This is a genomic window from Arthrobacter sp. LjRoot14 (assembly GCF_964253905.1).
Classification (GTDB): Bacteria; Actinomycetota; Actinomycetes; order Actinomycetales; family Micrococcaceae; genus Arthrobacter.
In genome coordinates this window covers 839,466-853,756 of record NZ_CAXURL020000001.1, presented here as the reverse complement: position 1 = coordinate 853,756, position 14,291 = coordinate 839,466, and the positions used below count along the sequence as shown (strand labels likewise).

At 64.7% G+C, this 14,291-nt stretch carries 14 protein-coding genes and 1 tRNA gene; 8 read left to right on the top strand and 7 right to left on the bottom strand.

The window, feature by feature from the left end; all coding sequences use genetic code 11:
• Positions 1 to 177: 177 nt before the first annotated feature.
• The 3 genes from ACSQ12_RS04035 to ACSQ12_RS04025 are packed head-to-tail and all read left to right on the top strand — an operon-like array spanning position 178 to position 3,839.
• Complete coding sequence (locus tag ACSQ12_RS04035; RefSeq protein ID WP_436064426.1) at positions 178 to 1,212, top strand: nitrilase-related carbon-nitrogen hydrolase; 1,035 nt, start codon at positions 178 to 180, stop codon at positions 1,210 to 1,212.
• Positions 1,209 to 2,234, top strand: coding sequence for an agmatine deiminase family protein (locus ACSQ12_RS04030; protein ID WP_436064425.1), 1,026 nt, complete (start codon positions 1,209 to 1,211; stop codon positions 2,232 to 2,234). Before ACSQ12_RS04035 ends, ACSQ12_RS04030 begins: the two co-directional genes overlap by 4 nt.
• Before the next feature lie 30 nt (positions 2,235 to 2,264).
• A complete protein-coding gene (locus tag ACSQ12_RS04025; protein WP_245199266.1) occupies positions 2,265 to 3,839 on the top strand; it encodes an APC family permease in 1,575 nt (524 codons plus the stop codon).
• Between the two features lie 24 nt (positions 3,840 to 3,863).
• Here the strand turns inward: ACSQ12_RS04025 and ACSQ12_RS04020 are convergent, their stop codons facing one another.
• The 3 genes from ACSQ12_RS04020 to ACSQ12_RS04010 form a co-directional block, all read right to left on the bottom strand.
• Complete coding sequence (locus ACSQ12_RS04020; protein ID WP_436064424.1) at positions 3,864 to 4,406, bottom strand: AMIN-like domain-containing (lipo)protein; 543 nt, start codon at positions 4,404 to 4,406, stop codon at positions 3,864 to 3,866.
• A gap of 208 nt (positions 4,407 to 4,614) precedes the next feature.
• Positions 4,615 to 4,917, bottom strand: a complete 303-nt coding sequence (locus ACSQ12_RS04015; protein ID WP_011690622.1) for a DUF4193 domain-containing protein — start codon at positions 4,915 to 4,917, stop codon at positions 4,615 to 4,617.
• 156 nt (positions 4,918 to 5,073) lie between these two features.
• Complete coding sequence (locus ACSQ12_RS04010; protein WP_436064423.1) at positions 5,074 to 5,295, bottom strand: hypothetical protein; 222 nt, start codon at positions 5,293 to 5,295, stop codon at positions 5,074 to 5,076.
• 148 nt (positions 5,296 to 5,443) lie between these two features.
• Here ACSQ12_RS04010 and ACSQ12_RS04005 point away from each other — a divergent pair, with 148 nt between their 5' ends.
• Complete coding sequence (locus ACSQ12_RS04005) at positions 5,444 to 5,794, top strand: hypothetical protein (protein ID WP_436064422.1); 351 nt, start codon at positions 5,444 to 5,446, stop codon at positions 5,792 to 5,794.
• 9 nt (positions 5,795 to 5,803) lie between these two features.
• Here the strand turns inward: ACSQ12_RS04005 and ACSQ12_RS04000 are convergent, their stop codons facing one another.
• The 3 genes from ACSQ12_RS04000 to ACSQ12_RS03990 form a co-directional block, all read right to left on the bottom strand.
• Positions 5,804 to 6,274, bottom strand: coding sequence for a GyrI-like domain-containing protein (locus ACSQ12_RS04000; RefSeq protein WP_436064421.1), 471 nt, complete (start codon positions 6,272 to 6,274; stop codon positions 5,804 to 5,806).
• Between the two features lie 94 nt (positions 6,275 to 6,368).
• Positions 6,369 to 6,445 (bottom strand) — tRNA-Thr (locus tag ACSQ12_RS03995).
• Between the two features lie 153 nt (positions 6,446 to 6,598).
• Complete coding sequence (locus ACSQ12_RS03990) at positions 6,599 to 7,489, bottom strand: DsbA family protein (protein ID WP_209747258.1); 891 nt, start codon at positions 7,487 to 7,489, stop codon at positions 6,599 to 6,601.
• 180 nt (positions 7,490 to 7,669) lie between these two features.
• Here ACSQ12_RS03990 and ACSQ12_RS03985 point away from each other — a divergent pair, with 180 nt between their 5' ends.
• From ACSQ12_RS03985 to ACSQ12_RS03970, 4 genes are all read left to right on the top strand, one after another.
• Positions 7,670 to 9,172 carry an alpha,alpha-trehalose-phosphate synthase (UDP-forming) gene (locus ACSQ12_RS03985; protein ID WP_436064420.1) on the top strand — a complete coding sequence of 501 codons (1,503 nt, stop codon included), beginning with the start codon at positions 7,670 to 7,672 and terminating at the stop codon, positions 9,170 to 9,172.
• Positions 9,162 to 9,980: a trehalose-phosphatase gene (gene otsB / locus ACSQ12_RS03980; protein WP_436064419.1), complete on the top strand. Its 819-nt coding sequence runs from the start codon at positions 9,162 to 9,164 to the stop codon at positions 9,978 to 9,980. The genes ACSQ12_RS03985 and otsB overlap by 11 nt, the downstream gene beginning before the upstream one ends.
• Before the next feature lie 256 nt (positions 9,981 to 10,236).
• Positions 10,237 to 11,319: an ABC transporter ATP-binding protein gene (locus ACSQ12_RS03975; protein ID WP_209747263.1), complete on the top strand. Its 1,083-nt coding sequence runs from the start codon at positions 10,237 to 10,239 to the stop codon at positions 11,317 to 11,319.
• A gap of 174 nt (positions 11,320 to 11,493) precedes the next feature.
• Positions 11,494 to 12,909 (top strand): DUF4032 domain-containing protein, encoded by a 1,416-nt coding sequence (locus ACSQ12_RS03970; RefSeq protein ID WP_436064418.1) that lies wholly within the window; start codon positions 11,494 to 11,496, stop codon positions 12,907 to 12,909.
• Here ACSQ12_RS03970 and ACSQ12_RS03965 read toward each other — a convergent pair whose 3' ends face one another.
• Positions 12,910 to 14,280: an FAD-binding oxidoreductase gene (locus ACSQ12_RS03965; RefSeq protein ID WP_436064417.1), complete on the bottom strand. Its 1,371-nt coding sequence runs from the start codon at positions 14,278 to 14,280 to the stop codon at positions 12,910 to 12,912. It abuts the gene before it with no gap.
• Positions 14,281 to 14,291 lie beyond the last annotated feature (11 nt).

The following is a 14,291-nucleotide window of genomic DNA, read 5'->3' as shown; positions in this document are numbered from 1 at the left end:
TCAGCGGTTTCTCGGGTAATCCGAAACTATCCCAGCCGCCACAGCGGCGCCACCGAATCTCGCGGGCGGCTTAACAAAATGAATATTCCTCATTTTCCCTTGCCATGAGGCACCTCCGCGTGAATACTAAATGAACGTCATTCATTTAGTGACGACCGTCTCACTGGAGTATTCACCATGATTGAAATCACCTGCCTCGAACCGCCCGTTTCCCTGGCGCGGACCCAGCCCTCTGCCCGTCCCGCCCTGAGGATCGCCGTGGTCCAGCACCGCTGGCACGCCGACCCCGCGGAACTCCGCCTCGAACTTGATGAGGGCATCGGTCGGGCCGCCCGGCTGGGAGCCACTGTCGTCTTCCTGCCGGAACTCACGCTGTCCCGCTACCCGGCGGATACGCTCCCTGACAACGACACGTCCCGTTCGTGGGCCGCCCGTCCCCGCCCGTCGGACCTCGCCGAGGACCTGCTGACCGGCCCCACGTTCCGGTTCGCCGCCGGGGCCGCACGCCGGCACGGGATCACCGTCCACGCCTCCCTGTACCAGCGCGCGGAGAACCCCGACGGTTCGGACGACGGCCTGGGACTGAACACGTCCATCCTGGTGTCCCCCGAGGGCGAACTGCTGGCGCGCACGCATAAGCTTCACATCCCGGTGACCGCAGGCTACTACGAGGACAAGTTCTTCCGCCCGGGCCCGGCCGTGGAGGACGCCTACGAGGTCCACTCCCCCGCCGAACTGGGCGGCGCCCGGCTGGGCATGCCCACCTGCTGGGACGAATGGTTCCCGGAACTCGCGCGCCTGTATTCCCTGGGTGGCGCGGAAATCCTGGTCTATCCCACGGCCATCGGCTCGGAACCCGACCACCCGGACTTCGACACCCGGCCGCTCTGGCAGCAGGTGATCGTCGGCAACGGCATCGCCAACGGCCTGTTCATGGTGGCGCCGAACCGCTGGGGAAGTGAGGGGACGCTGAACTTCTACGGTTCCTCCTTCATCTCGGACCCCTACGGCCGGATCCTGGCGCAGGCTCCACGCGACGAATCCGCCGTCCTCGTCGCCGACCTGGACCTGGACCAGCGCAAGGACTGGCTCACGCTGTTCCCGTTCCTTGCCACCCGCCGCCCGGACACCTACGCCCGGCTCACCGAACCGGTGCGGCCCGATCAACCGCTCGGCGGTCCTGCCCCCGTCTACTTGGAGGTGACCGCGTGAGCCGCTGGCGCATGCCCGCCGAGACGGCTCCGCAGGAGCGCATCTGGATGGCCTTCCCCACAGGGGGCTATACCCTCGGCGATACCCCCCAAGAGGCACACGCCGCGCGGACCGTGTGGTCCGCCGTCGCCAACGCCGCCGTCGAGTTCGAGCCGGTCACCATGGTGGTGACCCCCGACGACGTCGGCACAGCCGCGCGCTACCTGGATCCCGCCGTCGAGGTGCTCACCGCGGACCTGAACGATGCGTGGATGCGGGACATCGGCCCCACCTTTGTCCTCGACGACGCCGGTCGCCTTGGCGCCGTCGACTGGGTCTTCAACGGCTGGGGCGGGCAGGACTGGGCCCGCTGGGACAAGGACTCGCTGATCGGCGCGGAAGTCGCCGGCCGGTCCGGCGCCCGGCACATCGCCTCCGCCCTCGTTAATGAAGGCGGCGGCATCCAGGTGGATGGCGAAGGCACCGTGCTGGTGACCGAGACCGTGCAGCTGGATCCGGGACGCAACCCCGGGCTGTCCAGGGCCGACGTGGAAGCAGAGCTCGCCCGCACCATCGGCGCCACCCATGTCATCTGGCTTCCCCGCGGCCTGACCAGGGACTCAGAGCGGTTCGGCACCCGGGGCCACGTGGACATAGTGGCCGCCATCCCGTCTCCCGGCACGCTACTGGTGCACTCCCAGCAGGACCCGGAACATCCCGATTTCGAGGTCAGCCGCGAAATCATCAGTTTCCTCTCGGCCACGCGGGACGCAGCCGGCCGCGAGTGGAACATCATCGAAGTCCCCGCTCCCGTGGCGCTCAGTGACCCGGAGGGCTTTGTGGACTACAGCTACATCAACCACCTCGTGGTCAACGGCGGCGTGATTGCCTGCACCTTCGGCGACTCCAACGACGAAAAGGCCCTCCGGATCCTCGCCGATGCCTACCCCGGCCGCCGCATCGTGGGCATCGACGCCCGCGAACTGTTCGCCAGGGGCGGCGGCATCCACTGCATCACCCAGCAGCAGCCCGCTGCCTCCTAAAACGTACGGACCACCCAGAAAGGGCCTGACATGACCCAAACCATCCGCCACAGCTCCGCGGCCGGTGCTGCCGGCACGGCATTAGCAGGCACTGACGCACCCGGCACCCCGCACGGCATTACCGGAAAGGGACTGAAGGGCGGGCAACTGGGCCTCCTCGCCGTCGTCGTCCTCGGCATTTCCACCATTGCACCGGCCTACACGCTCACCAGCGCCCTTGGCCCCACCGTGAACGAGGCCGGGCTGCAGTTGCCCGTCATCTTCCTCATCGGCTTCATCCCCATGATCCTGGTGTCCCTGGCCTACCGGGAACTCAACGCAGATTCGCCGGACAGCGGCACCACCTTCACCTGGGTCACCAAGGCCTTCGGCCCGTGGGTGGGATGGATGGGAGGCTGGGGGCTCCTCGCCGCGAACATCATCGTGCTATCCAACCTGGCCGCAGTGGCGGTGGACTTCTTCTATTTGTTCCTCGCCCAGCTCACGGGCGTGCCGGAGCTGGCGGACCTCGCCGCCGACAAGGTGCTGAACGTCGCCACCTGCGTCGTGTTTGTGGCGCTGGCCGTCTGGATCAGCTACCGCGGCCTGCACACCACCAAGATTGTGCAGTACGGCCTGGTGGGTTTCCAGCTGCTGGTGCTCGGACTGTTCGTGGCCATGGCCTTTGCCAACTGGTCTTCCTCGGAAACCTCCATCCCGTTCAGCTGGGAATGGTTTGACGTCACCAAAATCGAGACTTTCGGCCAGATTGCCGCCGGCATTTCGCTGTCCATCTTCGTGTACTGGGGCTGGGACGTCTGCCTCACCGTGAACGAGGAAACGGCCAATGGCAAAAAGACGGCGGGCATCGCCGGCACCCTTACCGCCGTCGTGGTCCTGGGCATCTACCTCCTGGTCAGCATCGCCACCATGATGTTCGCCGGTGTGGGCACCGAGGGCGTCGGACTGAACAACGAAGAGAACCACGCAAACATCTTCACCGCGCTGGCGTCCCCCGTCATGGGCCCGTTCGCCATCCTCATGTCGCTGGCGGTCCTGTCCAGCTCGGCGGCTTCGCTGCAGTCCACGTTTACCTCGCCGTCCCGGAGCCTGCTGGCCATGGCCCACTACGGGGCCCTGCCAAAGCCTTTTAGCCACATGAGCAAGAAGTTTGCGACGCCGGGCTTCGCAACGATCGCAGCGGGCGTCCTCTCCGCAGGGTTCTACGCAGTGATGCATGTGGTCAGCGAAAACGTCCTGAACGACACCATCCTGGCCCTCGGGCTGATGATCTGCTTCTACTACGGGCTGACGGCGTTCGCTTGCGCGTGGTACTTCCGCAACACCGTCTTCAGCAGCGTCCGGAACTTCATCCTGCGGTTGCTCTGCCCACTGCTGGGCGGGCTGGGTCTGCTGGTGGTGTTCCTGCAGACTGCCGCGGACAGCCTGGCACCGGAGTTCGGCAGCGGATCGGAGATCTTCGGCGTGGGACTGGTCTTCGTCCTTGGGGTGGGAATCCTCGCGCTGGGGGCGGTATTCATGCTGCTCATGGCCAGGCTGAATCCCGGTTTCTTCCGCGGCGAAACCATCCGCAAGGACACCCCTGCCCTGGTGGTTCCGGAGTAGGACCGGTCAGGTTGTTCCGGCGGGTCACCAATAATGGGCCACGTCAATGACCAGGCGGGATCCTGTCCCGGGCCCGTCCAGGCTAAACACCCGGAAGGGAAGGCGTCCGCGGACGCCAAGGCCCATGGTCGAATAACCTTCGAAGCTCCCGGCCCAGGCCACCTGGCGGAAGGTCTGGTAGCCGCCAACGTTGGACAGTTCATTCCGGTCGGCCGGATTGTAGGTGGAGTTTCCGCTGTCGTCATAGGCGGGGGCATTGACGGTGATCTGGAGGAACGCCCGGCCCCTGAGCGGAACCGGCAAGCCCGAACCGTCCTGCACCACCGTGGGGACATACCTGACCGTGTAGCCCTCCACCGGACCGTTGAGGTCTACCACCAGGCGGTCGAAGCAGTAGTGCTGCCCGGTGCGCACGTTGGTGACCTTCGCGGTGCTCATGGCCGCCTCGGATTTCGACAGCGATCCCCACACCAGTCCGCAATAGGAGGCGGACGCCGGCGCAGGCGCCACCAGGCCCAGTCCCGCTGCCATCAGGATTGCCGCCAGCCACACTTGGAACTTCTTCATTTCAGCCACCCTTGGAAGTGATGAGATATCTCAAGCGTAGGAGGCCTGACAGGCCAAAACGAGGGCCGAAATGCCCTCGGCGCCCAACCGTTAGCCTGCCCCCGGGCAGGTCACGGGACGGCATACAGCGAGGCGCCGGCAGCCCCTGCGGGCCGCCGGCGCCTCGTGCTGCCGTGCTTGTGAAATTGTGGTGCGCGCCGGGAGCTTCTTAGCCTTCGCAGTCGCGGCAGTACTTCATGCCATTCTTTTCGCGCGCAACCTGGGACCGGTGGCGGACCAGGAAGCAGGAGGAGCAAGTGAATTCATCGGACTGTTCGGGAACAACAGTCACCGTAAGTTCCTCGCCGGAAAGATCCGCTCCGGGGAGGTCGATGCCCTCGGCCGTATCGTTCTCATCAACATCGATAACGGCGGTCTGGGCTCCGCCACCGCGGGACGCCTGAAGGGCCTCCAGGGATTCAGCCGGAGACTCTTCTTCTGTCTTGCGTGGGGCGTCGTAATCGGTAGCCATTTGGGGGTTCACTTTCGTTGCTGCTCAGCGCCATTTCAGGCACCTCAGTGAAGCAGTTTAGGTCATTATGCCGGTAGTTGAAGAAAAGTGTGTTCAACCCGACAAATTACTTCGCCGGACGGCAGAGACCAGGCTTCCCGAGCAGCAGTCCGGCGGTTATCCCTTGCTGGCCGCGGCAGCCGTTTCCCGGTGCACCGTCGCCGCGTGGTCGGCAGCAATCGACACTCCGCTCAGCGCCGGCAGCCAGCCCCATCTGCTGACATCGGCGATGGCGGCGTTCCCTTGTTCCCAGGTGCCGCGGCCCGCGGAGGATGCAGCGGCCGGCGTGGGACTGGCCTCGAACCACGAGGCGATTCTGGTGAGCAGGCGTGTAGTCATAGGCCCAAAGTAGGCGCCCCATGTTGTGGGCAGGTTTCGCCGCAGTCTCCACGGCGTTACTTTTTCGGGAGCGGCCGGCCACTGGCGGTCCGCGCACCGTGGATCTAGCCTTGACGCACACAACATCCGCGACCCCCGGAGGTATGTCATGGCCACGAAACTGAACAAGAAGGCGCTCGAACACGCGCGCAGCCTCGTGAAGGACGGAAAGGTTGTCCGTGACACCCGGGACGACTGGAGCGAGCACGCACCGTCGACGGACCAGGAAAATGCCTATATCGACAAGCACGGCTTTTCGGAATTCTCCCAGTGGCACCTCGGCGTGGACCCTGACGAGACGGAGGGAACCAAGGGCAGTGTGAGTTTCCCTTTTGGCGATTTTAAGAAGGTCCACCGTTGCGCTGTTGTTTCCCTGGAAAGCCGGGCTGCGCAATATGACCACGATGACATCGCCAAGGCCGCCAAGGACCTGCTCGAAAAGATTGACGCAGAGGACTAGGCAAAGCCCCTAGGTAACGGGCCACACCACCAGGGTCTTCCAAGTGGCGGGATCCGGCTCCTTGGCGGGGTCGCTGAGGTAGTACTCCCACATTGAATCAGCCGGCGTGAACCCCTCTTCCGTCATCCGTTCCTGGATGGCGTCGTAAGTGGTGACCAGTGTGTCGTAAGGACCGGTGTGGGTGGCTTCGAATGCCCGGCACGCAGGGAGGGTTCCCGCTTCCACCCCCGCCGACGCGGTGACTCGCGCCGTCACGGGAAAGCCCGCCTCGACGTCAACAGTGTCAGTGGGCATGCCCCGGTACAGGCCAAAAGGGGGCCCGGATATCTGAACGCCCTGGTCCCGGGCTGCCGCCATGACGGCGCCAAAGGCACGGCCAAAGAATCCCTGCAGCTCGTTCATGGGCACTTTTTCGCGGACAACGGCAGTGGGCTGTTCGGGACGCTGGACCAGTCGGATTCCGGTTTTGTCTTGGCTCATAGGCCAAGGTTCCGTCCTGCGAACGCTGCGGCCTAGAGGCAAACGGCCCGGAGCCCGGAAGCGAAAGGCTGGGCCTTCCCGGCACTCCTGCGGGTGGAGCCCCCTGTCGGATTCGAACCGACGACCCCCGCTTTACAAGAGCGGTGCTCTGGCCAACTGAGCTAAGGAGGCGTACTTGTCTGCCTGAAGGATCAGGCAACGAGCGGCACTGGGTGCAGTGCTAGATAAGGTTAGCCCAAGGACGCCCCGCTGGTAAAAACGGCAGTGGCCAGGTTCCGGGGTTCCGGAACCTGGCCACTGGAATGCCGCACGGGTCAGGCGGTGCTAGCCCTTGGCGTCGATGGCGGCCTGGATGAACGGGATCAGGTCAGTGTTGGCGGAGTCGCCCTTGCCCCACTGCTTGCCGTCCACAAAAGCAGTCGGAGTGCCGGTCACACCGATGGCCGCTGCTTCCTGGGTGGCCACCTTGACATAAGGCCTGAATTTCTTCTCTTCCACACATGAATCGATGCTCTTGGCTCCGACGTCCGTGGCCAGCTTCTTCAGGTCGTTGTCCGAGAGGCCAGCACTGCCTTCTGCAGGCTGCTTCTCGAAGAGTGCATTGAGGAAGTCAGAGTACTTTTCCGGGGATTCATTGACCACGCAGGCGGCTGCGTTGGCGGCGCGGGAAGAGTAGTTGGTGGTGGACTGCTGGTCCAGGAAGCCGAGCGGACGGTACTCCAGCGAGATCTTGCCTTCGTTGCGGAGGCTGGTCAGCTGCTCGTTATAGGTGGTTTCGAACCGTTTGCAGACTGGGCAGATGAAATCGATGTAGACGACCACCTTCACGGGCTTGCCGGCTTCCGCCTCGGCGCCGGGAGCCTTAACTTCCGCGGGAGCCGTTTCCGGCTTGGTCGGGACGTCCTTCACGTTGACAGTGGCGGGGTCCGACTTCACGACCTCAGAGTTGGCCAGCAGTGTCACACCGCCGTGGATGTTGCCGTTGGCCGGGGTGGGGCCTTCGTCCGCCACCGGTGCGTTGTTCCTGATGTTGGAACTGACTACCAGGGCGACGATCGCGAGGATGGCAACGACTGCCACCACAATGCCCCAACCGATCAGGAGCTTGTTGCGCTTGTCCTTCTTCAGCTGCACCTCACGGATCTCACGGGCTTTCTCGCGGGCCTCGGCAGTGCGTTCTGCTTTGGACTTGCGGGGTTCGTTTGCGGCGCTCATCAGTTCCTCGGGTCGATCGGCCAGGTGCGGACCACATCAGTGGCAACTTTGTCAGTTTAGGGGAGAAACCTGAGAGCTTGCGCCTTCAAGTTTCTGTCCGTTTGCCCAACGGATGAATGGCCCGGAAGATTCCGGCCGACTAGGGTTGACTTCGAGCCATTAGCTACCCAAGGGGCACCAATGCAGACTACGCACCGTGAAAAATCCGAAGCAAGCGCCGAAGGAAAACCCGCGCGCGGCAGCAGCCACGCGGCTGACGCGCTCTATGACTTCATGGTGGTGTCCAACCGTCTTCCGGTTGACCGCTGCGCCCCGGAAGACAGTGGGTGCGAGGACGGTTGGCGGCGGTCGCCCGGCGGCCTGGTGACCGCGTTGGCCCCGATGATGACCAAAACCGACGGCGCTTGGGTGGGCTGGCACGGCGCCCCGGATGAAACCGTCAAGCCCTTCAGCCACGGCGGAATGGATCTGGTCCCGGTGCAGCTGAGCACAGACGACGTCGAACTTTTTTATGAGGGCTTTTCCAACGCCACCCTCTGGCCGCTCTACCACGACGTCATCGCGCCGCCGGAATTCCACCGCACGTGGTGGGATTCATATCGGAAGGTCAACCGGCGGTTCGCCGACGCCGTCGTGCGCCACGCCGACCACGGAGCCACCGTCTGGGTGCAGGACTACCAGCTGCAGCTGGTTCCCAAGATGCTCCGCGAAGCACGCCCGGACCTCAAGATCGGGTTCTTCAACCACATCCCCTTCCCCCCGCCGGAAATCTTCGCCCAGCTCCCGTGGCGCCGGGCCATCATTGACGGACTCCTTGGCGCCGACCTGGTGGGTTTCCAGCGCCCCAGCGATGCCGGCAACTTCATGCGCTCCGCCCGGCGTTTCCTGGGTGCCAGCGTCAAGCAGCAGCAGGTCCACGTCAAGGGCCCTGACGGCCAAACCACCCACATTGCCCGCGCGCAGGCATTCCCCATCTCCATCGACGTCAAGCAGATCAGCGAGCTGGCCCGCAAGCCCGAAATCATCGAACGCGCCCGGCAGATCCGCCGGGACCTTGGCAACCCCAAGACCATCCTCCTGGGCGTCGACCGCCTCGACTACACCAAGGGCATCCGCCACCGGCTCAAGGCCTACGAGGAACTGTTGGCGGACGGAAAGGTCACCGTGGAAGACGCGGCACTGATCCAAGTGGCGAGCCCGAGCCGGGAGCGGGTGGAGCAATACCGCCTCCTCCGCGAAGAGGTTGAGGGCACCGTGGGCCACATCAACGGCACCTACGACACCATGCAGAACACCGCCGTCCGCTACCTGCACCACAGCTACCCCATCGACGAAATGGTGGCGCTGTACCTGGCGGCCGACGTCATGCTGGTGACGGCACTGCGGGACGGCATGAACCTGGTTGCCAAGGAATACGTGACCGCACGCACCAACAACGACGGCGCACTGGTACTGAGTGAATTCGCCGGCGCCGCGGACCAACTCAAGCAGGCGTTGCTGATGAACCCGCACGACATCGACGGACTCAAGGACACCATCATGAGGGCCGTCAACATGCAGCCGGCCGAGGCAGCCCGCCGGATGCGGTCCATGCGAAAGCAGATCCTGGACCACGACGTCGACCACTGGTCGGCGGACTTCCTTGCAGCGCTTAAAGAGAAAGTGGTCCGCGATGACACCTGATGCAGCCCCGGGCAAGGCCCCCCTCACCCTCCAGCCGGAACTCCTGGCGGCACTCAAGAAGGTTGCCGCCACCGAGCACCTCCTGGTGGCCATGGATTTTGACGGAACAATCTCGCCGCTGGTTGACCACGCTGCTGACGCCCGCCCGCTCCCCCGGTCCGCCGCAGCCTTCGCCGCCCTCGCGGCGCTCCCGCGGACGACGACGGCACTCATCTCGGGCCGGGCCCTGAAAAGCCTCCGGGCGGTCGCTTCGCCGCCCCCGGAGACCCTTCTCATCGGCAGCCACGGGGCCGAAGCCTGGCTGGGACCGGGTTCGTCGGAACTGACGCTTGACCCTGACCAGCTGACCCTGCTGGCAGACGTCCGGCGGATCCTTGAGGAAATCGTGGAGCAGGCGCCGGGCACGTTGCTGGAAGACAAACCGGCAGGCGTGGTGCTGCACACCCGCCTGGCCGCCGACGACGTGGCCGAGGACGCCGTCGCTGCTGCGCGCGCGGCACTGCAGGGCCGGCCCGACGTGCATCTGAAGAACGGCAACCGGGTACTCGAGACGTCCGTGGTCCACGCTTCCAAGGGCGAGGGCATGGCATTCCTCCGCCAGGCGACCGACGCCACCGCGGTGGTGTTCGCCGGCGACGACACCACGGATGAGGACGCGTTGGGACGCCTGTATCCCGGCGACGTGGGCGTGAAAGTGGGGCTGGACTTCACTCAGGCTCAGTTCCGCGTCGAAGCGCCCGTGCACATCGCCGAACTGCTGGAGACGTTGCTCCGGGAGCGGACCCTCGCTATTGGGGAAGCCCCGTAAATCCGCCTCAATTGGCGGGCCTGCCGGACCCCGGTTACGAATCTCACATGTGACGCCCGTAACATTTGCACCCAAATGCATAAAATCTGACATACTCTGTTTGTGATGTGGCGCACAGACACCGTGCGGCGTCACGCGATACTCCTCGGCTTCGGCCGGGGAGTACACGGCTGGAAAACCGTGAACAACTGAATAAACATGAACCATTCACAACGGATCGTCCGGCACGTACCTGCCGGTGAAGGGATTGATAACTGTGGCAACAGTTACTTTTGATAACGCAACACGTCTGTACCCGGGCACCGAAAAGCCCGCCGTCGATAAGCTCAACATCGACATCGCCGATGGCGAATTCCTGGTCCTCGTTGGACCCTCCGGCTGCGGTAAGTCGACCTCCCTGCGCATGCTCGCAGGCCTTGAGGACGTCAACGCAGGCCGTATCCTCATTGGCGACCGCGACGTCACCGATGTTCCCCCGAAGGACCGCGACATCGCGATGGTCTTCCAGAACTACGCCCTGTACCCGCACATGACCGTGGCGGACAACATGGGCTTCGCGCTGAAGATCGCCGGCGTCAGCAAGGAAGAGCGCGCCGAGCGTGTCCGCGAAGCAGCCAAGCTCCTTGACCTCGAACCGTACCTGGACCGCAAGCCGAAGGCACTCTCCGGCGGTCAGCGCCAGCGTGTTGCCATGGGCCGCGCCATCGTGCGTAACCCGCAGGTCTTCCTCATGGACGAGCCGCTTTCAAACCTTGACGCCAAGCTCCGCGTCCAGACCCGTACGCAGATCGCGTCCCTGACCCGTCGCCTGGGCGTCACCACCGTCTACGTGACCCACGACCAGGTCGAGGCCATGACCATGGGTGACCGTGTGGCTGTGCTGAAGGACGGCCTGCTGATGCAGGTTGACACCCCGCGCAACCTCTACGACAAGCCCAAGAACGTCTTCGTCGCCGGCTTCATCGGCTCCCCGGCCATGAACCTGCTGGAACTCCCCGTCGTCGACGGCGGCGTCCAGTTCGGCGGAACCGTGTACCCGGTTCCCCGCGATGTCCTCGAAGAAGCACACGGCCGCACCGTCACGCTGGGTTCACGCCCGGAGGACCTCGAGCAGGTCGCCGCAGGCGAAGGCCTCCAGGTAGAGGTTGACGTCGTCGAAGAACTCGGCGCCGACGCCTACGTCTACGGCCACACCACGCTGGACGGCAAGAGCCACGACATCGTGGCCCGCGTCGACGGCCGTCGCCCCCCGATGAAGGGCGAGTCCATCTACGTTCGCCCGCAGTCCGGACATGTGCACCTGTTCGACACCAAGACCGGCCTGCGCCTCGGCGACTAGTTTCCGGTTGCGGAGCTGAATCGGGTGGTTGCAGCAGCAGCCAGCACCTGACCGGCACCTTGCAGCACTGACCGACGGCGGCCCCTCCTCACAGGACGGGCCGCCGTCGCGATTTAAGCGCGGTTCCCTGACTTTGTTTAGACGGCCTGCCCCTACGTACGGAAGAATTGGCACATGACCGAGGAAAGCAATGCCCAATGGCACGACGAACCCACCGACTACGGCCAGATCGGCAAACTGCCTCGGTTTGAAGCGGCCAGCGCCAACGACGACAAGAATTCCAGCGTCTCCAGCAACCTGAGCATCACCGCCGCCTCGGCTGATCCCGAACTTCTGGACCTGCCGTGGCACGTTGCGCTGGAGGACTGGCCGGCTGAATACCTCGCTGCCCTCCCCCGCGGCATTTCCCGGCACATCGTGCGGTTCGCCCACCTGGGCGGCTCCGTGATCGCCATCAAGGAAACGTCCGAACACGTGGCCCGGCACGAGTACCACATGCTCCGCAAGCTGGCGCGCCTCGACGTGCCCTGCGTCGAGCCGGTGGCCGTGATCACCGGCCGCACCACACCGGACGGCAGGCCGCTGAACCCGGTGCTGGTCACGCGTCACCTGAAATTCTCCATGCCCTACCGGGCGCTTTTCTCCCAGATGCTGCGCAAGGACACCCTGACGCGCCTGATCGACGCCCAGGCCCTGCTGATGGTGCGGTTGCACCTCATCGGTTTCTACTGGGGCGACGTCTCACTGTCCAACACCCTCTTCCGCCGCGACGCCGGCGCCTTCGCCGCCTACCTGGTGGATGCCGAGACCGGCGAGTTGTATCCGGACCTGTCCACCGGCCAGCGCGAGTACGATCTCGAGATCGCCCGGGTCAACATCGCCGGTGAGCTGATGGATCTGCTGGACGGCGGCCTGATCGAGGAGAAGGTGGACCCGGTGGCCACCAGCGAACTCATCATGGACAGCTACAGGCGGCTCTGGACCGAGCTGACGGAGAAGGAATCCTTCGAGATCGGCGAACGCTGGCGCGTGGCCGCCCGTATCCGGAAACTCAACGAACTGGGGTTCGATGTTGAGGAATACGCGATCAAGACCACCCAGAACGGCTCCACCATCCAGCTCCAGCCCAAGGTGGTGGACGCAGGCCACCACCAGCGCCGGCTGCTGCGGCTGACCGGACTGGACGCCCAGGAGAACCAGGCCCGCCGCCTGCTCAACGACATGGACTCGTTCCGTGCGGACAACAACCCCGCCATGGATGAGGAATACAGCGCCCACCTGTGGGTCAGCCAGATCTTCGAGCCCATTGTCCGTTCGATTCCGCGCGACCTCTCCGGCAAACTCGAACCGGCGGAGGCCGTCCACGAAGTGCTGGAACACCGCTGGTACATGTCAGAGAAGCAGGAACGGCACATTCCGCTGGCCGAGGCCGTGCAGTCCTACATCGATTCCATCCTCCGGCACCGCCGCGACGAGGCAGCGATCATGCTCAACCCGGACACGGAACTGCTCAAGATCCTGGAGGTGGAAACCGAGCAGTCCCGGTACGGCGAGGAAGACATCGACGAGTACCCTGACTCCGATGACTAGCTAGATCGCTTTTCCGGGGTTCAGGATGCCGGCCGGATCAAAGAGGTGCTTGATCCGGCGCTGCAGCTCCCGTACGGGTTCGGGCTGTTCCAGGCCCAGCCACCGCAGTTTGTACTGCCCGATCCCGTGCTCGCCGGTGATGGTCCCACCCATGGCCAGAGCCACGGTGATTGACCTGTCCAGGGCCTCGCCCAGCCGCTGCATTGCATCCGCGTCCACCTGGTTGTCCAGGCGGTCCACCCAGAAGGTGGGGTGCAGGTTGCCGTCGCCGGCGTGGGCCACGACTTTGAGCTGAACGCCGTGGGCCACAGCCATGGCTTCAAGTTCGCCGATGTAGTCCACCAGCCGCGAGCGCGGCACGGCCACGTCCTCCCCCACCCTGTATTCGTCATCCACTTCAACGCCGCGGCTGTTGCGCCGCAGTTCCACCAGCTGTTCGGCTTCTGCGCTGGCCTCGGTGGTCACTGTTGCTCCGCCGGCGGCAAGGACTTCGCGGACCACCTCAGCCTCCGCGGCTGCCCCGAAGCCGTCCGTCTGGATCAGCAGGAGGGAGGCTCCCCGCGAGCTCAGGTCCGAACCATGGATTTCGTCGAGCTGATGCAGCGAGCCGCCGTCGAGCAGTTCCATGATGGCGGGCTGGACGCGGGCCTTGCCCACGGCCAGGACGCCCGCCGCGGCGCTGCGGAAGTCCGGGTAGAACGCGGCGATGGTGTGGACTTCGCGGGGCAGGTACTTCAGCCGAACTGTCGCCCCCACCACGATTCCGAGTGTTCCCTCCGATCCGACGAACAGCCCGGTCAGGTCATAGCCGGCAACGCCCTTGAACGTCTGGTGACCGGTGTGGATCAGGGAACCGTCCGCCAGCACCACGTCGAGGGCCAGGACCGAATCGCGGGTGACGCCGTATTTTGCGCACCGCAGGCCGCCGGCGTTGGTGGCCACGTTGCCGCCGATGGTGGACATCCGGAAGCTCGCGGGGTCCGGCGCGTACATCAGCCCGTGGACGGCGGCGGCGTCGTTGAGGTCGGCATTGATGACGCCGGGTTCGACCACGGCGGTCTCGTCATCCGGACTCAGGTCCAGGATACGGTTCATCCGTTCGAGGCTCAGCACGATGCACCCTTGGCTGGCGTGGGCGCCGCCGGACACACCGGTGCCGGCGCCACGGGCAACGATGGGCACGCTGTGCTTGGCGCACGCACTGACTACGGCCTGGACGTCCGCCACCGTTTCGGCCCTCACCACAGCCAGCGGCAGCTGGTAGTCGAGCACGGGTGCCTGGTCCACGGCGTAGGCCGCCAGGGTCATGTCGTCCACGGCCAGCTTGCCGGGCTCCAGGATGGTTTTGAGCTCGTCAACAATGCTGCTCATGCGGCCTCCAG

Bases quoted from the DNA above. Each gene is read 5' to 3' on its own strand.
- ACSQ12_RS04035 (WP_436064426.1), top strand. From the start codon at position 178: ATGATTGAAATCACCTGCCTCGAACCGCCCGTTTCCCTGGCGCGGACC.
- ACSQ12_RS04025 (WP_245199266.1), top strand. From the start codon at position 2,265: ATGACCCAAACCATCCGCCACAGCTCCGCGGCCGGTGCTGCCGGCACG.
- ACSQ12_RS04020 (WP_436064424.1), bottom strand. From the start codon at position 4,406: ATGAAGAAGTTCCAAGTGTGGCTGGCGGCAATCCTGATGGCAGCGGGA.
- ACSQ12_RS04015 (WP_011690622.1), bottom strand. From the start codon at position 4,917: ATGGCTACCGATTACGACGCCCCACGCAAGACAGAAGAAGAGTCTCCG.
- ACSQ12_RS04010 (WP_436064423.1), bottom strand. From the start codon at position 5,295: ATGACTACACGCCTGCTCACCAGAATCGCCTCGTGGTTCGAGGCCAGT.
- ACSQ12_RS04005 (WP_436064422.1), top strand. From the start codon at position 5,444: ATGGCCACGAAACTGAACAAGAAGGCGCTCGAACACGCGCGCAGCCTC.
- ACSQ12_RS04000 (WP_436064421.1), bottom strand. From the start codon at position 6,274: ATGAGCCAAGACAAAACCGGAATCCGACTGGTCCAGCGTCCCGAACAG.
- ACSQ12_RS03990 (WP_209747258.1), bottom strand. From the start codon at position 7,489: ATGAGCGCCGCAAACGAACCCCGCAAGTCCAAAGCAGAACGCACTGCC.
- ACSQ12_RS03985 (WP_436064420.1), top strand. From the start codon at position 7,670: ATGCAGACTACGCACCGTGAAAAATCCGAAGCAAGCGCCGAAGGAAAA.
- otsB (WP_436064419.1), top strand. From the start codon at position 9,162: ATGACACCTGATGCAGCCCCGGGCAAGGCCCCCCTCACCCTCCAGCCG.
- ACSQ12_RS03970 (WP_436064418.1), top strand. From the start codon at position 11,494: ATGACCGAGGAAAGCAATGCCCAATGGCACGACGAACCCACCGACTAC.
- ACSQ12_RS03965 (WP_436064417.1), bottom strand. From the start codon at position 14,280: ATGAGCAGCATTGTTGACGAGCTCAAAACCATCCTGGAGCCCGGCAAG.